This window comes from Gelidibacter sediminis (assembly GCF_004364975.1).
Taxonomy (GTDB): domain Bacteria; phylum Bacteroidota; class Bacteroidia; order Flavobacteriales; family Flavobacteriaceae; genus Gelidibacter; species Gelidibacter sediminis.
This window is the reverse complement of sequence record NZ_SOBW01000008.1, coordinates 430,298-449,707: the sequence shown is the minus strand read 5'-3', so window position 1 is coordinate 449,707 and position 19,410 is coordinate 430,298. Positions and strand designations below refer to the sequence as shown.

General features: G+C 36.3%; 18 protein-coding genes. 8 read left to right on the top strand and 10 right to left on the bottom strand.

The window, feature by feature from the left end:
* Nucleotides 1-172 precede the first annotated feature (172 nt).
* Genes priA through nadC form a run of 3 tightly spaced genes read right to left on the bottom strand, consistent with a single transcriptional unit; the run spans nucleotide 173 to nucleotide 4,487 of the window.
* Nucleotides 173-2,626 (bottom strand): replication restart helicase PriA, encoded by a 2,454-nt coding sequence (gene priA, locus BXY82_RS08660; protein WP_133757803.1) that lies wholly within the window; start codon nucleotides 2,624-2,626, stop codon nucleotides 173-175.
* A gap of 7 nt (nucleotides 2,627-2,633) precedes the next feature.
* Entirely contained in the window at nucleotides 2,634-3,629 is a 996-nt protein-coding gene (locus tag BXY82_RS08655; protein ID WP_394345929.1) for a YihY/virulence factor BrkB family protein, read from the bottom strand.
* Nucleotides 3,630-4,487: a carboxylating nicotinate-nucleotide diphosphorylase gene (gene nadC, locus BXY82_RS08650; RefSeq protein WP_133757802.1), complete on the bottom strand. Its 858-nt coding sequence runs from the start codon at nucleotides 4,485-4,487 to the stop codon at nucleotides 3,630-3,632.
* A 99-nt stretch (nucleotides 4,488-4,586) separates the two neighbouring features.
* On the opposite strand from nadC, the gene rlmH reads away from it, so the two are divergent.
* The gene (gene rlmH, locus BXY82_RS08645) at nucleotides 4,587-5,060 is read left to right on the top strand and encodes a 23S rRNA (pseudouridine(1915)-N(3))-methyltransferase RlmH (protein ID WP_133757801.1); all 474 of its coding nucleotides are present in this window, start codon (nucleotides 4,587-4,589) and stop codon (nucleotides 5,058-5,060) included.
* 45 nt (nucleotides 5,061-5,105) lie between these two features.
* Here rlmH and BXY82_RS08640 read toward each other — a convergent pair whose 3' ends face one another.
* From BXY82_RS08640 to BXY82_RS08625, 4 genes are all read right to left on the bottom strand, one after another.
* Nucleotides 5,106-5,405 carry an HPF/RaiA family ribosome-associated protein gene (locus tag BXY82_RS08640; protein WP_133757800.1) on the bottom strand — a complete coding sequence of 100 codons (300 nt, stop codon included), beginning with the start codon at nucleotides 5,403-5,405 and terminating at the stop codon, nucleotides 5,106-5,108.
* A gap of 253 nt (nucleotides 5,406-5,658) precedes the next feature.
* A complete protein-coding gene (locus BXY82_RS08635; protein WP_133757799.1) occupies nucleotides 5,659-6,801 on the bottom strand; it encodes a sensor histidine kinase in 1,143 nt (380 codons plus the stop codon).
* The gene (locus BXY82_RS08630; RefSeq protein ID WP_133757798.1) at nucleotides 6,798-7,565 is read right to left on the bottom strand and encodes a LytR/AlgR family response regulator transcription factor; all 768 of its coding nucleotides are present in this window, start codon (nucleotides 7,563-7,565) and stop codon (nucleotides 6,798-6,800) included. The genes BXY82_RS08635 and BXY82_RS08630 overlap by 4 nt, the downstream gene beginning before the upstream one ends.
* A gap of 174 nt (nucleotides 7,566-7,739) precedes the next feature.
* Entirely contained in the window at nucleotides 7,740-8,291 is a 552-nt protein-coding gene (locus BXY82_RS08625; protein WP_133757797.1) for a hypothetical protein, read from the bottom strand.
* Nucleotides 8,292-8,654: 363 nt separating this feature from the next.
* Here BXY82_RS08625 and BXY82_RS08620 point away from each other — a divergent pair, with 363 nt between their 5' ends.
* The 3 genes from BXY82_RS08620 (at nucleotide 8,655) to BXY82_RS08610 (ending at nucleotide 12,347) form a co-directional block, all read left to right on the top strand.
* Nucleotides 8,655-9,233: a non-canonical purine NTP diphosphatase gene (locus BXY82_RS08620; protein ID WP_133757796.1), complete on the top strand. Its 579-nt coding sequence runs from the start codon at nucleotides 8,655-8,657 to the stop codon at nucleotides 9,231-9,233.
* Nucleotides 9,234-9,480: 247 nt separating this feature from the next.
* Entirely contained in the window at nucleotides 9,481-11,373 is a 1,893-nt protein-coding gene (locus BXY82_RS08615) for a DEAD/DEAH box helicase (RefSeq protein ID WP_133757795.1), read from the top strand.
* Between the two features lie 203 nt (nucleotides 11,374-11,576).
* The gene (locus BXY82_RS08610) at nucleotides 11,577-12,347 is read left to right on the top strand and encodes a carboxypeptidase-like regulatory domain-containing protein (RefSeq protein ID WP_133757794.1); all 771 of its coding nucleotides are present in this window, start codon (nucleotides 11,577-11,579) and stop codon (nucleotides 12,345-12,347) included.
* On the opposite strand, the gene BXY82_RS08605 is transcribed toward BXY82_RS08610, so the two are convergent.
* A complete protein-coding gene (locus tag BXY82_RS08605) occupies nucleotides 12,344-13,006 on the bottom strand; it encodes a TrmH family RNA methyltransferase (protein ID WP_133757793.1) in 663 nt (220 codons plus the stop codon). The two genes, BXY82_RS08610 and BXY82_RS08605, sit on opposite strands and share 4 nt — an antisense overlap.
* Before the next feature lie 142 nt (nucleotides 13,007-13,148).
* On the opposite strand from BXY82_RS08605, the gene BXY82_RS08600 reads away from it, so the two are divergent.
* Entirely contained in the window at nucleotides 13,149-13,832 is a 684-nt protein-coding gene (locus BXY82_RS08600) for an SIR2 family NAD-dependent protein deacylase (RefSeq protein ID WP_133757792.1), read from the top strand.
* A gap of 34 nt (nucleotides 13,833-13,866) precedes the next feature.
* Here the strand turns inward: BXY82_RS08600 and BXY82_RS08595 are convergent, their stop codons facing one another.
* Both BXY82_RS08595 and BXY82_RS08590 read right to left on the bottom strand, forming a co-directional pair.
* Nucleotides 13,867-14,604 (bottom strand): phosphatase PAP2 family protein, encoded by a 738-nt coding sequence (locus tag BXY82_RS08595; protein ID WP_133757791.1) that lies wholly within the window; start codon nucleotides 14,602-14,604, stop codon nucleotides 13,867-13,869.
* Between the two features lie 120 nt (nucleotides 14,605-14,724).
* Nucleotides 14,725-16,362, bottom strand: a complete 1,638-nt coding sequence (locus tag BXY82_RS08590) for an ABC-F family ATP-binding cassette domain-containing protein (RefSeq protein ID WP_133757790.1) — start codon at nucleotides 16,360-16,362, stop codon at nucleotides 14,725-14,727.
* A gap of 216 nt (nucleotides 16,363-16,578) precedes the next feature.
* Between BXY82_RS08590 and egtB the strand changes: the two genes are divergently transcribed.
* The 3 genes from egtB to BXY82_RS08575 are packed head-to-tail and all read left to right on the top strand — an operon-like array spanning nucleotide 16,579 to nucleotide 19,406.
* Nucleotides 16,579-17,727: an ergothioneine biosynthesis protein EgtB gene (gene egtB / locus BXY82_RS08585; RefSeq protein ID WP_133757789.1), complete on the top strand. Its 1,149-nt coding sequence runs from the start codon at nucleotides 16,579-16,581 to the stop codon at nucleotides 17,725-17,727.
* 3 nt (nucleotides 17,728-17,730) lie between these two features.
* Complete coding sequence (locus tag BXY82_RS08580; RefSeq protein WP_133757788.1) at nucleotides 17,731-18,684, top strand: L-histidine N(alpha)-methyltransferase; 954 nt, start codon at nucleotides 17,731-17,733, stop codon at nucleotides 18,682-18,684.
* Between the two features lie 11 nt (nucleotides 18,685-18,695).
* On the top strand, nucleotides 18,696-19,406 hold the full coding sequence (locus BXY82_RS08575; protein WP_133757787.1) for a flavodoxin family protein: 711 nt from the start codon (nucleotides 18,696-18,698) through the stop codon (nucleotides 19,404-19,406).
* Nucleotides 19,407-19,410 lie beyond the last annotated feature (4 nt).

Genomic DNA, 19,410 nt, shown 5'->3' with positions numbered 1-19,410 from the left:
CTAGTTTTCTATATCCAAACCCTGACGAGTAAACTCTTAATCCCGCAATACAGCGGGATTTTTTATTTTAGAAATGTTTTCAAAATTCTAAACTAAAAGCACGTAGCAGATGAAATTCCGTTAAAATCTAAGATAAGTTCGATTACGAAATTTGTACCAAATTTCTATCTCACTAATAATTATCAATATTTAGAATTACCCTAACGGATCTAAAATCCTTAATACTCAAAAAACTATTGTTAACTTTTGCAATGGCCTTTTTCGTTTTCCCTAATGACTGTTGTGGCGGAATCTTAATAAGGATATTTTTATGGAACTGATTTCTGATTCTAGAAACTGGCGGAAATTCCGGTCCTAAGATATAATTTTTAAATACCTGACGTAATGCCGTAGCATACCACTCCGCACCAATATTGACTTTATTAAAATCTCTATGTTTTAGGGTGATTTTAATCAACCTGTAGATGGGTGGATAATTAAAATTGTGGCGCTCATCAATTTGCTCAACATACATTTCAGCGTAATTATTTGTTGACACTTGTTGCAAAATGCGATGGTGTGGATTGTAGGTTTGAATGAGTACCTTCCCGCGTTCATCCGTACGCCCTGCCCTACCAGATACCTGCAGCATTAACTGGAAGCTACGCTCATGCGCCCTAAAATCTGGAAAATTGAGCATATTATCAGCATTCATGATGCCCACTAACTTCACATTTCTAAAATCGAGACCCTTGGTCAGCATCTGGGTGCCCACTAAAATATCAATCTCCTTCTCCTCAAACGCCCGAATAATCTTTTCATAACCAAATTTACCCCGGGTGGTATCCAAATCCATCCGAGCCACTTTATGTTCTGGAAAAATAACCTGGGCTTCTTCCTGTACTTGTTCTGTTCCGAAGCCTTTATTATCTAGTTCTACGCTGCCACAAGCCATACAGGTCTTTTGCATGGCGGTATAATATCCGCAGTAATGGCATCGCAATTCATTTTTATATTGATGGTAGGTTAAGCTCACATCACAATTGGAACATTGTGGTGCATGTCCGCAAGTAGTACATTCTACTATAGGCGAAAAACCACGCCGATTTTGAAATAGGATAATTTGATGACCTTCCTTTAACGCCTCGGTCATTTCTTCAATCAACCGATCGCTAAAATGGCCATTCATCCGCTTGCGCTTGTGCTTGTCTTGAATATCAACCAATTCGATATCCGGCATCAACACATCATTAAAACGCTGTGTAATTTCAACCAACCCATATTTGCCTTGTTGCACATTATAGTAACTTTCCAAGCTCGGGGTTGCTGACCCCAGCAAGGTTTTACTATCAAATAGCGACGCTAAAACAATAGCTGCATCACGCGCATGATACCTTGGTGCAGGATCAAACTGCTTAAAAGAGGTTTCATGTTCTTCATCAACAATTACCAGCCCCAAATCGTGATAAGGCAGAAAAATAGATGAGCGTGCGCCTAAGATGATCTGTGCTTTGGGTTGATTTTCTAAGACATTATGCCACAATTCAAAACGCTCGTGTGCCGAATATTTAGAATGGTATACAGAAACTTTCCCTCCAAAATAATTCTCAAGACGTGTAACCAACTGTGTGGTCAGTGCAATTTCCGGAAGTAAGTATAACACTTGTTTACCAGTTGCTATCACGTCTTCTATAAGTTTGACATATACTTCAGTTTTCCCTGAAGAAGTCACGCCGTGAAGCAAAGTAATATTATGCTGTTCAAAGGTGTGTTTTATTTCTGTCAGTGCTTTCTCCTGATGGTTATTGAGTGTTTTGGAATCTTCATTGGCATCTCCTGAATACCCTACTCGGTCCTCTTGTATATAATATTCCTCAAAAACCTCCTTGTCGATGAGCGTTTTTATGATGGTTGAAGACGCCTCACTGGCTTCTGACAAGTCTGACACCTTTACAGGCTTTTTTGTTTGGGCAGAGATTGAAAACAAGGTCATGATTACGTCCCGTTGTTTTGGCGCTCGACTTAATTCCTCCAACAAACTTTGCAATTTAGCCGGATCTGAATAGCGCGGATTCAGCTTTACATACCGTACTAATTTTGGTTTGTATTTCTCATAAACTTCCTCCTGCAGCACTATGGCATCTTTATCTAACAACGCATTGATGACAGGGAACACATTTTTCTTATCCAAGATACTGATCAAATCCTGAATTTTTAATGACGACTGATGGTGCAAAGCCTCATAAACCAAAAACTCCTCATCTTTTAGGTCTTCATCATTAATCGTTTTATCTAAATTTTTTGTGATAATGGTCTCACTCTCAAGCAAAAAAGAATTAGGCAATGCAGCTCTAAGCACATCCCCAAGTGTACACATATAATACTGGGCAATCCATTGCCAATGCTTTAATTGATTGGCCGTTGTAATTGGTGCCTCATCTAGTATTTGATGAATTTCCTTCGCATCATAAGCCACTGGTTTTTGTTGATGTATATTAAATACTAGGCCTGTATAAATCTTGCTTTTACCAAATGGCACCGCCACACGCATGCCCGGTTTCAAAAACTCAGATTCCGCAGTAGTAATGCTGTAGGTAAACAGCTTTTCCAAAGGAATGGGAAGAATAACATCAATATAGTGTAACATGTTATAATTAAGATAGAATTTGATCCTGTTTTTTAGAATCGTTGTACTTCTTTAAACGTCTGATAGTAGCATTAAGCTCAAAGCCCAACAACAGAATATTGGAATTAAGCCATAAATAAAACAATAGAATTAACAAGGCACCAATGGAGCCATACAGTTCATTATAGGTGGAAAAATAAGTTACATAAATTCCAAACAAATATGAAAAGACAATGATTAATATAGTGGTCAGCAAGGCCCCTGCTGAAAAGAACTTAGAATGCTTACCTTCCTTGGTTCCGAAATAATATATTGTAGCTGTGGCAACATAGACCATAAAAACAAAAAATATATATTTTGCAATGGCCGCCATAAACAAGCCTTCCTCATAGGTCTCATAGCCTTGTTTATCCATATAATACAACAATCTCTGAATAACATAAATCTGGAAGTATCCAATTACCGCGATAGTAATAATCAGTAGAAAAACTAAAATCAGTGCCACAAACAATGAGTACAAATATTGTTTCACAACGCTACGGGTCAGTTGTTGGTGGTAGGAACTTTCAAATCCAGAAAACAGCGCACTAATACCGTTGGCCATTAAAAAAATGGACAATAAAAACACAGTAGACATTAATCCGCCATTTTCTCCCTTGTAAATATTTTGAAAGATATTTTCAAAAAAGAAATCGGAAGTTTGAGGTGGCAACACAGAGTTGAGGAATCCTTTAAATTCATATTCAAACCCCGCTACTGGAATATATGGGATAAGGATTATAATAAACAATAAAAACGGAAATATAGCTGTAAAGAAACTGAATGCAATAGCACTGGCCCTACTTGTTACAGCACCTTTTATAATGCCTTTACCATACAGTCTTAAAAAATAATAGAGTGTCAGCCCTTCTAAAGCAGGCAGCTCAATTTTCTTAAGAAGTCTAATGAGTTGTTTTAAAACGGGAATCCGCTCGAGTTTATCCTCGATTTCGTCCTCAATATTTGCATCTGGTGTATCAGACATTTAAACAGCCTTTAAGCTTAAGTCCATATTATAAACTGAATGGGTAAGCGCTCCAGAAGAAATAAAATCCACACCACACAAGGCATATTCCCTTGCAGTGTCCTCATTGATGCCGCCTGAAGATTCCGTCAAACACTGGTCGCCTATTAATGCGACTGCGGTTTTGGTATCAGCATAGTTAAAATTATCAATTAAAATTCTATAAACTCCATCCGTTTTAAGAATTTCTTTTATTTCATCCAGATTTCTAGCCTCTACAATGATTTTAAGATCTAAGTTGTTTTCCTTTAAATAGGCTTTCGTTTTGGTAATTGCCTTTGTAATTCCGCCAGCAAAATCGATATGATTATCCTTCAGCATCACCATGTCATATAAAGCAAATCTATGGTTCTCACCCCCACCTATTTTGACCGCCCATTTTTCAAGTGCACGAATCCCCGGGGTGGTTTTTCTAGTATCTAATATTTTAGTTCCTGTACCCTCCAATAAGTCCACAAAAGTCTTCGTTTTGGTAGCAATGGCACTCATACGCTGCATTGCATTGAGCACTAAACGTTCTGCCTTTAAAATAGATTGAGATGCGCCTTCAACATAAAATGCAATATCCCCATAGGTCACTTTTGCACCATCCTCTAGCAGTGTTTCCACCTTCAAATCTTTATCTACATATTGTAACACCTGTTTCGCAAACGCAATTCCTGCAATAACACCTTCATCTTTCACCAATAGTTTTGCCTTGCCTTGAGCTGATGCAGGGATGCATGCTAAAGAACTATGGTCGCCATCACCTACATCTTCTCTGATGGCATTGGCAATGATTATGTCTATTTCTGAATTGAATTGCTCTTGTGATATCATTCTTAAGGTAATTTTTACGTAAAAATACTAATTGAAAATTGAAATACTCAAATTCCAAATCCCAAATTCCATATCCCAACAAATTTGTAATTTTACCCCATGCATATAAAACTTCTCGCCATTGGCAAAACAGACGACAAACAACTGCAATCGCTTATTACCGACTATCAAAAGCGATTGGGGTTTTACATTAAATTCGAGTTTGAGATCATTCCTGACCTAAAAAAAGTCAAAAATCTAAGCGAAGAGCAGCAAAAGCAAAGAGAGGGCGAATTAATTTTAGCAAAACTCAACCCTACCGATATTCTCATTTTGTTAGATGAAAATGGCAAACAACATGATTCCGTAGGGTTTTCAGAGTACCTCCAAAAACACATGAATTCCGGGGTGAAACAAGTAGTTTTCGTAATTGGCGGCCCTTACGGATTTTCGCAAGACGTTTATAATAAAGCAAATGGGAAAATATCATTATCAAAAATGACATTTTCCCATCAGATGATTCGATTGTTCATTATAGAACAATTGTATCGAGCATTTACTATATTAAGGAATGAGCCTTACCATCATAGATAGTTGAGTAAAAGGTTTAAAATTCCCGATACACCTCACACTTCATACCTAATACGTTTTATAGGTTTGTTTTCTTTTTTTAAGTTGAATTTCCAAGTCGCTAATAGTTTCTTTTACTGCCATTTCATAGTTTTTCTCGTCAGAGGTTGCAAAAATTTGTGGCCCTGGCGCACTTAATTTGATATTACATATTTTACCTTTTTCAGGTTCATTGCCTTCTTCCTTAAAAAACACATCAGCACTGATCAGCCAATCGTATTTCTCTGCCATTTTCTTTAATCGTTCAGTGGTATGTGCTGCCAATGAATCGCTATAATCTAGATTGACGAATTGAATGTTTATTGTCATAATTAGTATTGTTTTGGTTATGTGACTAAATTACGAGTTTAAAAACGATTGCCCGATGACAAAAATCATAAATTAAGCTTAAAGTTGGGTGATCAAGGAGACTGATTAAAACACACTACACATTTGCGTACATACAAATTTAACCTGATTTAGATTCGAAATCTACACCATATCATATTTTAAGGTGCAGTTATTTCATTTCCATTTTATAGCTTAGGAACATAAAATAAAACAATCCCCTGAAACTATAATATTATTTTAATTGGACTACCACTTCCTTATGTAAATTGAGCGTAAGAGGAATTTCTACCACTGTTTCCACACCATTGCCATCCTGCTTATTTCTAACCTCAAAAAAGTAATCTTCCCCGTACAAGTTATTCAAGCGGTCATTAATATTTGATAAGCCCATACCTTGCTTCAATAAAGATTGATGACTCACTTGTAATAGGGCCCCATTATTTTCTACCACAATGACCAGTCTATTATCCTTTTGATAAATTCTGATCAGCACCTCTAAATTTGTATGATCATAAGAATAGCCATGTTTTATGGAGTTTTCAATAATAGGTTGAAGCAATAATGCGGGAACTTTGGAAGACAGTAAGCCATCATCAACCTCTTTGGTAACCCGTAAATGATCTGAAAACCGCACATAGAGAATGTTGAGATAATACTCTAATACTCGGAGTTCCTTTTCAAGACTAATAGTATTTCTATCGTTATCATAAAGTATTTCTCTTAAAAAGCTACTCAAATCGGCAATAGTGTCCTTTGCTTTTTCGGCATCAATATCTGTTAATACTGCAATGGAGTTTAAGGTATTAAATAAGAAGTGGGGATGCAACTGTGACGACAACATTTTTAATCTGGTATTCACCAATTGCAATTCCAATTCACGATGTTTATTCTCCGCCTCTTTCACTTGCTTTAGATAATAATAAGTGTAAATAATTGACACCATAGCGAAGTAAATCAGAAAGTTTAAATCGATAACATACATAAACCGATAGATACTTTTTTGGATGTCATATTTTTCAAAAGTTACAAGCCCGGTCAATAAGGCATGAAAATCAATAATCATCCGAATTACCAATCCTATCAACAACGAATAGACAATGTGCGTGGAAATGATTCTAGTCCAAGAGTATTTTTTATTAAGAAATCGTTTGGTACTTATGGCAATTAAAATCATAAAACTCACCACAATAATGTAATCAATAAGCAAGTTATAAATCAGAAACTCCCTCCATGAGAATAATGTTTTCTCAGTGCCAAAATACTGCATATATAGTACCTTGGCTATGAGCACCACATCAAACAGTGCATAAAAGCCAGCCAAAACCAAAACTAATTTAAGGTCTATATATTTGCGTTTGTTTTTGAAGAAACTCATTGTATACCTATTTTTTGTAGAAAATCAGTTTTATGCGATTTGCTGATATGTAAAAGTCTGTTATCTGACATTCTCGCATCGATTTCAGAAAAATCAGAATGTACAATCTCCTTCACATGATTTAAATTTATAACACTCGACCTATGGATTCTTAAGAAGCTATTATGATCTAATTTTTTACAAAGCTTTTTTAATGTTTCTCGCAGGACAAACTTTTTACCTTCGCTATAAATTTCAACATAATATCCTGAGGCAATAATGTACATGATATCTGACGGATCAATTAATACTGTTTTGTTACCCTGTTTTATCAAGATTTTAGTAGACATTTCATTAGAACCCTGTTTTGAACTGTATAAGTTGAACAATTCCTTAAACCTGGCTTCAAAGTTCAAATTTGCCTCCGTTTTTGAAATTCGTAACACCTTGTCTATTGTCCTAAAAAAACGCTGATCCTTGAAAGGTTTAAGAAGAAAATCAAAGGCATCTACATCAAACGCCTTTAAAGCGTAATTATCATACGCCGTCACGAAGATTACAATGGGTTTAGGAGAAATAGTTATTTTTTGAAGCACTTCAAAACCGTTCATGTCTTTCATATTTATATCTAAAAATATGAGGTCAGGTCTCAGTTCATTAATATTTTTTATGGCAATTTTACCATTGGTACATTCGCCCCGCAACTCAATTTCAGGTACGGCTTCCAACAATTTAACCACCCGTTTTCTGGCCAACTCTTCATCATCTATTACAAGTGCTTTCATATGTTAAATATCCAATTCTTATTGATAGTACCGACTTGTTGTTAAAGTTATTGAAATAAAATGTGTTTTTTAAGACTATTCTGATTAATAAAAATCACATTGTCCATCCAAAAAGAGGCCATCAAAACAATTTGGTATTGTTTGACGGCCTTGCTTTCCAACTAAATATTTAGGCTAATTACTGGCTACGACAGCTCCTGCCGCATTACCATTTATTTTTACAGTTTGCTTACGGTTCCCGTTTTGCATGGTAATACGGTACTGCTCTTTGGTAAGCATCTCACCTTTTGTGATGGCTTTATAATTGTTTTTTGTCATGGTCCAGCCTTTATGGGAATTATAGATTTCCCGTCTTATATTAAGAGGCAACAGCATATCTTTAAAGTTTTGATAGGTTTTCAATAAGTTTCCTTTCTTATCAAAATTGGCAATCATAAATCCTTTTTGACTACTTAGTGTAACCTCATATTCGTTAATTCTCGAGTTTCCGAAGGTTGCTATCAATCTCTGAATGTCAAAATGATCATTCATAAACCCTATTGGGTTTTTAGTGAATTCAAGTACATGCGCCCTATCAACTTTAAACACAACACGATCATTGATTTTTACATATTTCCGTTTTGCCGGGGCTTTTTCCACTTTCACTTCTTCCAAATGTGTCAGCTCTTGTGCTTGACCTACTGTTGTAGCTACTACAAACAGCAATAAAACTATTAGAGTTTTCATAATATTATCTATTTTATGATTAATGATTAATTTTAATTACTAAACCACTGGTTATTATTATTGTACACCACTAAATTAAGAGAAGTTCTCCCTTAAATTTAAAGAATGAAGTGAATGGCTATTTTTTGATAATGAATCTATCTGAATTTGCAGTAAAGTAAAAAGTTGCACATTGAAAAAGACCCTTTTAAAGCATAATTTGCAGATCGCATTCCCGTAAATTGAGCTATTTTCTCTTTATCACCAATGATTCCCAAATGGCTTACGCATTGGTTATATGAGCATTGATTTTATAATTATAATAATTTCTATTACTTTTGATGCTTCTCGGACGCATCCATTTTTTAGTCCATTAATTTTACTATGCAACTCGTATTCGCCACCAATAACATCAACAAATTAAAGGAAGTCCAGCGTATGGTTCCGGATAACATCGAACTATTAAGTTTAGTAGATATCGGCTGTTTTGAAGATGTTCCTGAAACACAGTCCACCATACATGGTAATGCCATCCAAAAAGCGGAATACATTAAGACAACGTACGGTTATGATTGTTTTGCAGACGATACCGGCTTAGAAGTAGACGCCTTAAATGGTGAACCTGGAGTGCTTTCAGCGCGTTATGCTGGTATACAGCGAAATTCAGAAGACAACATTCAAAAACTTCTCAACAAACTAAAAGATCGTAACAATAGACACGCACAATTTAAAACAGTCATTGCATTAGTATTGAACGGAGAGCAGCATACCTTTACAGGTATTTGTAAGGGAGAAATTACGAAAAGAAAAAGGGGTAACGATGGTTTTGGCTATGATCCGGTTTTTAAAGCGGAAGGTTATGACAAAACATTTGCAGAGATTTCTTTGGAAGAAAAAAACGAGATTGGTCATCGTGGAAGAGCGGTGAAACAGCTAATACATTTTTTAAACACCCAAACCTAATTGACATTAAAAGCATCCGTATTAACTATAACTTCCTGACATCCAATCACCATCTTCAATAAACCATGCCCAGAGCACTTCTAAATAAATTGTAAATTTATAACTTTAAATAAAAAATAAAACCCTACATTTGCACCTTGTAAAAATTTCCTCAAGGTGAGGATGTGTTACTAGAGGTTTAGGTTAAGTATGTCGATTCGCTTCTGTTGTAACACCAAAGAACATAATCGAATACTTATTAAATCGAATGAACACATTCCAAGATTTAGGTCTTAATGATGACCTATTACGCGCTATTACTGACATGGGTTTTGAAACCCCTAGTGACGTCCAAGCCAAAGCAATTCCAATTTTATTAGACCAAGACACTGATTTAGTGGCTTTAGCACAAACAGGAACAGGTAAGACTGCTGCTTTCGGATTTCCGATGTTACAGAAAATTAACTTTGATAGCAGAACAACACAAGGTTTAATCCTTTCTCCTACTCGCGAACTATGTTTGCAAATTACCAACGAGTTAAAAAATTACGGAAAATATTGTAAAGGTTTTAATGTAGCTGCCATTTATGGTGGAGCGAGCATAAGCGACCAAGCACGAGAAGTAAAAAGAGGGGCACAAATTATTGTCGCTACACCTGGTCGTATGAAAGATATGATTAACCGTAACATGGTTGACATTTCTAAAATTGAATATGCGGTACTAGATGAAGCCGATGAAATGCTTAACATGGGATTTTATGAAGATATCACTGATATTCTCTCCCACTCTCCAAAAGACAAAAATACCTGGTTGTTTTCTGCAACCATGCCAAAAGAAGTTTCGACCATTGCGAAAAAATTCATGAATTCGCCAGTTGAAATCACTGTTGGAAATAAAAATGAAAGCACGAATCAAGTTACGCACGAATATTATTTGGTCAATGCTCGAGATCGTTACCAAGCTTTAAAACGTTTGGCCGACGCAAACCCTGATATTTTTTCAGTAATATTTTGTCGTACCAAACGTGATACCCAAAAAGTAGCGGAACAGTTAATTGAAGATGGTTATAGCGCTGGTGCCTTACATGGCGACTTAAGCCAGAACCAACGTGATATGGTCATGAATTCTTTCCGTAAAAATCAAATCCAAATGTTGGTGGCTACTGATGTTGCTGCCCGAGGTATTGATGTTGATAACATTACACACGTTATCAATTACCAATTGCCTGATGAAATTGAAACCTATACACACCGTTCGGGTAGAACAGGCCGCGCCGGTAAAACTGGTGTCTCAATGGTGATTGTTTCTAAGAGTGAGTTGCGTAAAATAAAAAGTATTGAGCGTATCATTAATAAGAATTTTGACAAGAAAGAAATTCCTGACGGAATGGAAATTTGTGAAGTGCAGTTAATGTCTTTGGCAAATAAAATCCATACTACTGAAATCAATCCTGAAATTGAAAAATATTTGACTAGTATTAATGAGTTATTTGAAGATACTTCTAAAGATGAACTCATCAAGAAATTCTTTTCTGTAGAATTTACACGTTTCTTTAATTATTATAACAAATCTAAAAACCTTTCAGTACCTGACGCTCGAAGCAGTGATAGAGATGGCGATTTTGGAAAGAGTTATGGGGGTAATAATGATTCTACACGTTATTTTATCAACGTGGGTAAGAAAGACGGATTTGATTGGATGAGCTTAAAAGACTTCTTGAAGGAAATCTTAGATCTTGGAAGGGATGATGTTTTTAAAGTGGATGTTAAAGAAAGTTTCTCATTTTTTAATACTGACAAAGGCTTACAAGAAAAAATACTGGCATTCTTCAATGATTATAAGCATAATGGACGTTTTGTAAACGTTGAAGTTAGTGAAGATAAAGGCAGAGGTACAAGCAGAAACAAAAGACGCTCTAGTAGCGGTGATGGCGGTGGCAGACGTTCTGGTGGCGATTTTAAGTCACGCAGCGATAGACGTTCTGGTGGCGACTTCAAGTCTTCAGGAAGTAGAGGCGGCAGGTCTTCTGATGCCTCAAGACCAAGACGTTCTGGAGATAGCGCTGGGCCAAACCGAAGAGATAGACGTTCTGGTGCTAGCGAAAGAACAACTTCAGACGTTGGCTTTTCTAGACCAACACGCTCAAGACGTAAGGATTAGTTAATTTAAACCTTATAGCATAATTGTAAGACGAAGTGGAGGGTTTAACTTTTCTCTTCGTTTTTTTTATTCTAATAAGTCCGCTAAATATTAAACTATTTACACAATCCTCTGAACTGAATAAAGTTAATATTATATCAAATTTACAAGGTTTCAATATGTTTTTAAGTTTTGTTTCTTACTTTTATCGCTTAAATTCACCAATGAAGCACCTACTAGTACTTACTGCTTTTCTATTCATTTCAGCATTTAGTGTGGCACAAGAGGCTACCACCGTAAAAGGCGTGGTTTATAGCACGAGTACCAACGAGGCTATGGAAAGCGTCAATATTGTCAACTTAAATAAAGTTGTAGGTACAACTACCAATAGCGATGGCACCTTTGAAATTAGAGCCAGCGCCAATGATACCCTTCACTTTTCGTTCTTAGGATATAAATCCATTAAAGTCAGGGTTACGAATGACTGGTTAAAGTTTGGAGAGACGAAAATTGAACTGACCGAGTTGGCTCTTGCTTTAGAAGAAGTCGTGGTTAACCAACTGAGACTTACTGGTTTTTTGGAGGTAGACATGAACCAAGTCCCTGTTAGAACAAATTATCGCTACAGTATTTCTGGCTTATCCACCGCAGGTTATGAAGCAGGTGATGCAGGTGCCGTAAATAAGGTTTTAGGAGCCATATTTAATCCTGCCGATTTTTTATACAATATGTTCGGTAAAAAACCTAATGAACTTAGTAAGCTAAAGCAAATGAAGAAAGATGATGAAATTCGGAATTTGCTTGCCTCTCGTTTTGATCGAGAAATGTTGATGGTCCTACTGGATTTAGACCGCGTGGACTTAGATGAAATTGTGAGCCAGTGTAATTATTCTAGAGATTTTATTCAAACTGCAAATGACCTCCAAATTCTAGATGCCATTAGTGAGTGTTACGAAGAATACAAAATTTTAAGCCGAAGTAAAAAAAGGTACTAACGTCTAGCAGCTTCATAATACCGTTCCACAATTTTATCATAACTTTTTAAAGTCTTGGAAATCCAATCCAGTCGCTTCTCCAATTGATCATGTTCTGACAATTGCCAGTTTATATCTGATTGTCTGAGTTTATTGGTTACGTCTTGCAAAATAATGGCCGCAGAAACCGAAATATTTAAACTTTCTGTAAACCCAACCATAGGAATTTTCAAAAAGCTATCGGCCGCCTCTAAGACTTCTGAAGATAATCCTTCCGTTTCCCTTCCAAAAAAGAAACACGATTTTTTCGCAATGTCAAAGTCGGATAAAACATGGTCATTTTCATGTGGTGTGGTAGCCACAATCTGATAGCCGTTTTGCTTTAAACTTTGAATGCAATCCGACACTGAATGATAGCGCTGCAAATCAACCCATTTTTGAGATCCCATAGCAATTTCCCTATCAATGCGTTTAGAATTACGTTCTTCCACAATATGCACTTCCTGAATTCCAAAAACATCGCAACTACGTATTACCGCGCTCGTATTATGCAATTGGTAAACATCTTCAGTAGCCACCGTAAAATGCTTGGTTCTATTTGGAAGTACGGTATCAAATCGCAATTTTCTTTCTGGGGTTAAGTAGGTTTCTAAATGTTGGAGAAGCTGAAGGTCAATCATTGAAAAAGTTTATATTTAGAGAATTTTCAACTACAAAGATAAGGCCTCAACTTAAATTTTAGGTTCATTTTCTTTAACTTGAATGCCAACAAGCTGTAGAATGGCATATAAATTTGGCAAATCACACTTAAATTGCGTATATATGAAACATATAGTTATACTTACAGGAGCAGGAATAAGCGCTGAAAGTGGCTTAAAAACGTTTAGAGATGCTGACGGCTTATGGGAAGGCCATAATGTTATGGACGTGGCAACACCCGAAGGATTTAAAAACAACCCTGAACTGGTTTTGGAGTTTTACAATCAACGAAGACGCCAATTATTGGAGGTGCAACCCAATAGCGCTCATTATAATTTAGCACAATTGGAAGCAACCCACCAAGTGTCAATTATCACCCAAAATGTAGACGATTTGCATGAACGTGCCGGGAGTTCAAACGTTATTCATTTACACGGTGAATTGTTGAAGTCTCGTAATATTGTCAATGACAAAAATTACTTTCCGCATACCGGTGATATTAAATTAGGAGACACATGCCCAAAGGGGCACCAATTGCGTCCACATATTGTATGGTTTGGAGAGGCGGTACCAATGATTGATAAGGCTATCGAGGTTTGCGCTACTGCTGATGTTTTAGTAATTATCGGAACTTCAATGCAGGTCTATCCTGCAGCAAGTTTAATGCATTATGTACCTCACGGCACACCCACATTTTTTATCGATCCAAGACCAGCTATGAAAAGCCGTGGTCATTTAACCGTGATCGCAGAAACCGCAACACAGGGTGTTAAAACCCTATTGGATAAATTGAATACCTTAGAGTAATTATACAACAGTTTCTGAAAATACCAGAAGCAATTTAAACAGCAGGTGTTCGTGGATCTCTCCTAAACACTTCTATCACATCAAAAATAAGGACACAAAATACCACCCAGATAAAACCTGCAATAAACCCTCCTGCAATATCAGATGGAAAGTGTACGCCAAGATAAATACGGCTCAGACCGATACTTAAAATTAACGCGCCCAAAAGAAGGATAATACCAATTTTAAGATACTTATTGATGTTAAACCTATAAACGAGATACATTAAGAATCCATAGAAGGCCATGGCACTCATGGCATGTCCGCTTGGATAACTCAAGGTTTCAACAGATACCATATGCTCTATTCCCGGTCTGGCACGATCCACAAATCGCTTTAAAATTAAATTGGATATTGCTGATAATGCCAATACAAAAAACACTTGCAGCATTAACTTCCACTGTTTAAAGACAAAGTAAGATAATACGGCAAATACTACCAAAACAATAGCATAACCATAGACGTCACCAACATGAGTGACAAATACAAAATATTTAGTAAGTGCGGGTGATCGATGTGAAATAACATATTCAGTAATGTTATGGTCATAATCTGCCAATATATCAGATTTTAAAGTCTCCGTAAGCTCAATAAACACGTTGATACCAACAACAACAACTATTAGCGCAACTACAACAGTAATAATATATGGCAGCGTGACATCATATTGATGAAATTTCTCTCTTAAAAATGCCCTTAAATTATCTATTAATAGTTTTACGGTTTTTCTCATAATTACTGATGTTCAAAAAAGAAATGTTTCTAATAAAAATTTCAAACCTTAAGTTTAACGAAAAAATCTTAAAAATGTGAGCCCAATTAAAAGATTATGCACGCATATGCCATCAATAGCCTATTTCTTTAGATCTATTTCCTTTAAATTTTCAATTCGGTTTCTCACCAGGAAATCATCAATGGTTTCAAAATGTTCAATGACACGATGATCTTTAAATTCGAACACTTTTTGAGAAAGTCCTTTTAGAAAATCACGATCATGGGACACTAAAATTAAGGTGCCGTCAAAATTAAGAAGCGCTTCTTTCAACACATCTTTTGACTTCAAATCCAAATGGTTGGTGGGCTCATCCAAAATCAATAAATTAACGGGTTCCAACAATAATTTGACCATTGCTAGTCGGGTTTTTTCTCCGCCAGATAGTACACTCACCTTCTTGTCAATATCATCACCCTTAAACATAAACTGACCCAATATGTTCTTAATTTGAGTTCTGATATCTCCAAATGCTACTTCATCTACAGTTTGAAAAATAGTCAAATTTTCATCCAATAAGGAGGCTTGATTTTGGGCAAAATACCCCACTTTTACATTATGACCTAAGTTACAAGTCCCTTCTACATCTATTTCGCCCATTATGGCTTTAATCATAGTAGACTTCCCTTCGCCGTTTCGACCTACAAAAGACACTTTTTCGCCTCTAGAAATAGACATATTTGCATCTTTAAAGACCACATGTTCTCCATAAGATTTAGATAAATCTTTTACCGTTACCGGATAATCACCTGAGCGTTGTGCTGGTGGAAACCTTAATTTTAAGGCAGAGGTATCAATATCATCAACCTCAATAATTTCTAATTTCTCCAACATTTTTTCACGAGAATTCACTTGATTGGTTTTAGAATATGTGCCTTTAAAGCGTTCAATAAACGCCATATTATCGGCAATAAACTTCTGTTGTTCTTGATACGCTTTAATTTGATGGGCACGCCTATCTTCACGCAATTGCAAATAATGTGAATAATTTGCCTTATAATCATAAATGCGCCCCATGGTGACTTCAATAGTTCTATTGGTAATGTTATCAATAAAAGCTTTATCGTGAGAAATAACCATTACAGCATTAGCTTTATTTAACAGGAAATCTTCCAGCCAGATAACTGATTCTATATCAATATGATTGGTAGGCTCATCCAACAAAATTAAATCTGGTTTTTGCAATAATATTTTCGCCAACTCAATCCGCATTCGATATCCACCACTAAATTCGCTAGTCATTCTCCTAAAATCTTCACGCTTAAATCCTAATCCGCCCAAAGCCTTTTCTACTTCAGCATCATAGTTGACATCCTCTAATGCGTAATACTTTTCACCCAAATCAGACACCTTTTGAATGATTTGCATATACTCATCAGAATCATAATCTGTTCGGGTTTCCAGGGCTTTATTCAGTGCCTCCATCTCATCCCGCATTTCATAAACATGGGCAAAGGCTTTAGAAGCCTCCTCAAAAACGGTACACTTGTCTTCAGTCAACAAATGTTGTGGCAGATAAGCAATAATGGCATCTTTTGGGAAACGCACATGGCCTCTTGTTGCACGTTGTTCTCCAGCAATAATTTTCATCATAGTAGATTTTCCGGCGCCATTTTTTCCCATAAGGGCAATTTTGTCATTTTCATTTATGGTAAAGGAAACCTCACTAAACAAAGCAGTTCCACCAAACTCTACAGCTAAATTATCGACTGATATCATAAGTTTATTTTTGAGCTGCAAAACTATAATTTATTTTGATAATTGTAGACTATAAAATTTCTGAAAACGAGATCTTATTCAAATCGTTTCCACCAAATAGCATCTCGCGTAAAAACATTGTAAATGCGGTTTGCAAGACCTCATTTGAGAGAATTTATGCTCCTTTAGGATTTTTCATCCCATAAAAGCAAAATCCTTAGTATATTTATAACAGACATGAAAACACTTACCCAAAAATATATTGAAGTTAGAGAGCGCACTGGACTGATTTGTCAGAATTTACAAATTGAAGATTACACGCCACAATCGGCTGTTTTTGCCAGTCCACCAAAATGGCATATTGCTCATGTAACGTGGTTTTTTGAAGAAATGATCTTAAAAAAGCACAAATCTGACCATAAACTCTTTGACCCCAACTTTGGCTTTCTTTTTAACAGCTATTACAACAGTATTGGCGAACGGATTGAAAGACACCACAGAGGTCTCCTTACCCGACCTAAAATTGAAGAGGTGTATAAATTTAGAACCTATGTTGATCAAGCAATGGTTACTTTATTAGAATCAAATTGTACAGAAGAAATTGAAGCCTTGACCATTTTAGGGATCAATCATGAGCAACAACATCAAGAATTACTATTGACTGACATTAAATACACGCTGTCTAAAAACCCGCTCTATCCAAAACTATTTCAAAAGAATTTAGTGAGTCATCATAACACACAGAAAGGATGGCTTACAGTGGATGAGGGTATCTATCAAATTGGCCATCAAGAAAACAGCTTTTGTTTTGACAACGAGTTAGGAGTTCATCGGGTATTTTTGGAACCTTTTCAAATTTCAAAAAGCTTAGTTACTTGTGGCGAATATTTAGAATTTATAGCTGCTGAAGGCTACACTAAACCGGAATATTGGCTAGATGAAGCTTGGTTTTGGATAAATGACAATCAGATAAAGCAGCCCTTGTATTGGAAGCAAGTAGATGATACATGGTATCACTATACACTCTCAGGATTACAACCCATTGATAAAAACGCCATTTTAACCCATATTTCATTTTATGAAGCCTCGGCTTATGCCCAATGGAAAGCTGTCAGACTTCCTACCGAATTTGAATGGGAAGTTGCCTCTAAAGACCTAGAATGGGGAACACATTGGGAATGGACCAATAGCGCCTATTTGCCCTACCCTAATTTTAAAACTGCTGAAGGCGCTGTAGGCGAATATAATGGTAAATTTATGATCAATCAAATGGTGCTGAGAGGGGCTTCTTATGCCACGGCACCCGGACATAGTCGCCATACCTACCGTAATTTTTTTCACCCCCAATACCAATGGCAATATACAGGAATTAGACTCGCTAAATAATTTATGAACACAAACTTTAAAAAAGACATTGATCTAGGCCTAAGTGCTCCACATAAAACATTACCATCAAAATATTTTTATGATAAAATTGGGGACGCACTATTTGTTGAAATCATGAACATGCCGGAGTATTACCTGACAGAAGCAGAATTCGATATATTTAAAAACCAAAATCAAGAACTCATTAAAGCTTTACAATTAGAGCCTTCAACATTTTTTGAATTGGTTGAATTAGGTGCTGGTGATGGTACTAAAACCAAGCAATTATTAAAGGCCTTAGATGATCAAAATTACAATTTTGAATACGTTCCTATCGACATCTCAGAGCACGCCCTTCTTAATTTGAAGTCTTCAGTAGCGTCTGAATTGCCAAATGTCAAAATTAGACCTAAACAAGGTGATTATTTTAATGTGTTGGCCGATTTAAAAAAAACTGAACACCCCATTATCGTGCTCTTTTTAGGATCCAATATTGGAAATCTGCCGGATTCTAGGGCTAAAGAATTTATTCACAAGCTAAATGATAACTTAAAAATTGGTGATCGTGTTTTACTTGGCGTCGATTTAATTAAGTCTAAGGACATCGTACTTCCGGCATATAATGATGCACAGGGGATTACCAAACGTTTTAACCTCAATTTATTGACACGTATCAATACTGAACTGGGGGCCGATTTTGATCTCAACTCCTTTGAGCACAAGCCTGAATACACTGAAGAAGAAGGTATTGCCAGAAGCTTTTTAGTAAGCACAAAAAATCAAACAGTGACGGTCAGGAGCTTAAATAAATCGTTTCACTTTACAGAAGGTGAAAAAATCCACACTGAAACGAGTAGAAAATATAACGACCGAATATTGGAAGACATTTTAGGTCAATCCTCCTTAAAAATTTGTGATCGTTTAACAGATTCGAAGCAGCTTTTTGCCGATTATGTATTAGAAAAAAAGAACCGTTAACACACTCCATTATGGCAACAACAGACTTTTCCAACCTGAAAGCGATTTATGTCAATTGCACCTTAAAAAAATCGCCTCAGAAAAGCCATACCGCTGGACTTATAGAAGTTTCCAAACGGATTATGGAAAAAGAAGGTGTTACTGTAGAGCAAATAAGGTTTGTAGACCATGACGTAGCTTTTGGAGTGCATCCTGACATGACCAAGCACGGTGATGAAGTAGATGAATGGCCAATTGTGTTTAAACAGATATTTGATGCCGATATCCTAATAATTGGTACACCAATATGGTTGGGAGAAAAATCTTCAGTTGCACAGAAGTTAATCGAAAGACTTTATGCCATGAGTGGAAAGACCAATGCTAAGGGGCAGTATTTGTATTATGGCAAAGTTGGCGGTTGTATCATTACTGGCAATGAAGATGGTGTGAAACATTGTGCAATGGGTATCCTGTATGCGCTACAACACATTGGTTATTCAATTCCGCCGCAAGCCGATTGTGGTTGGATTGGCGAAGTTGGACCTGGACCCAGCTATTTAGACCAGGAAAGTAATGCTAAAAATAACGAGTTCACCAATAGAAACACCACCTTTATGACCTACAACATGCTGCATTTGGCCAAACTTTTAAAAGAAAACAATGGATATTCAAATTATGGTAATTCTAAAAAAGATTGGGATAATGGCAATCGATGGAATTTTGAAAATCCTGAATATAGATAAGCAT

What these genes read in the sequence shown, in the direction of transcription:
- priA (WP_133757803.1), bottom strand. Translation starts at nt 2,626, where the DNA reads ATGTTACACTATATTGATGTTATTCTTCCCATTCCTTTGGAAAAGCTG.
- BXY82_RS08600 (WP_133757792.1), top strand. Translation starts at nt 13,149, where the DNA reads ATGAAACATATAGTTATACTTACAGGAGCAGGAATAAGCGCTGAAAGT.
- BXY82_RS08635 (WP_133757799.1), bottom strand. Translation starts at nt 6,801, where the DNA reads ATGAGTTTCTTCAAAAACAAACGCAAATATATAGACCTTAAATTAGTT.
- BXY82_RS08580 (WP_133757788.1), top strand. Translation starts at nt 17,731, where the DNA reads ATGAACACAAACTTTAAAAAAGACATTGATCTAGGCCTAAGTGCTCCA.
- BXY82_RS08610 (WP_133757794.1), top strand. Translation starts at nt 11,577, where the DNA reads ATGAAGCACCTACTAGTACTTACTGCTTTTCTATTCATTTCAGCATTT.
- BXY82_RS08625 (WP_133757797.1), bottom strand. Translation starts at nt 8,291, where the DNA reads ATGAAAACTCTAATAGTTTTATTGCTGTTTGTAGTAGCTACAACAGTA.
- BXY82_RS08605 (WP_133757793.1), bottom strand. Translation starts at nt 13,006, where the DNA reads ATGATTGACCTTCAGCTTCTCCAACATTTAGAAACCTACTTAACCCCA.
- egtB (WP_133757789.1), top strand. Translation starts at nt 16,579, where the DNA reads ATGAAAACACTTACCCAAAAATATATTGAAGTTAGAGAGCGCACTGGA.
- BXY82_RS08575 (WP_133757787.1), top strand. Translation starts at nt 18,696, where the DNA reads ATGGCAACAACAGACTTTTCCAACCTGAAAGCGATTTATGTCAATTGC.
- rlmH (WP_133757801.1), top strand. Translation starts at nt 4,587, where the DNA reads ATGCATATAAAACTTCTCGCCATTGGCAAAACAGACGACAAACAACTG.
- nadC (WP_133757802.1), bottom strand. Translation starts at nt 4,487, where the DNA reads ATGATATCACAAGAGCAATTCAATTCAGAAATAGACATAATCATTGCC.
- BXY82_RS08590 (WP_133757790.1), bottom strand. Translation starts at nt 16,362, where the DNA reads ATGATATCAGTCGATAATTTAGCTGTAGAGTTTGGTGGAACTGCTTTG.
- BXY82_RS08640 (WP_133757800.1), bottom strand. Translation starts at nt 5,405, where the DNA reads ATGACAATAAACATTCAATTCGTCAATCTAGATTATAGCGATTCATTG.
- BXY82_RS08615 (WP_133757795.1), top strand. Translation starts at nt 9,481, where the DNA reads ATGAACACATTCCAAGATTTAGGTCTTAATGATGACCTATTACGCGCT.
- BXY82_RS08620 (WP_133757796.1), top strand. Translation starts at nt 8,655, where the DNA reads ATGCAACTCGTATTCGCCACCAATAACATCAACAAATTAAAGGAAGTC.
- BXY82_RS08595 (WP_133757791.1), bottom strand. Translation starts at nt 14,604, where the DNA reads ATGAGAAAAACCGTAAAACTATTAATAGATAATTTAAGGGCATTTTTA.
- BXY82_RS08630 (WP_133757798.1), bottom strand. Translation starts at nt 7,565, where the DNA reads ATGAAAGCACTTGTAATAGATGATGAAGAGTTGGCCAGAAAACGGGTG.
- BXY82_RS08655 (WP_394345929.1), bottom strand. Translation starts at nt 3,629, where the DNA reads ATGTCTGATACACCAGATGCAAATATTGAGGACGAAATCGAGGATAAA.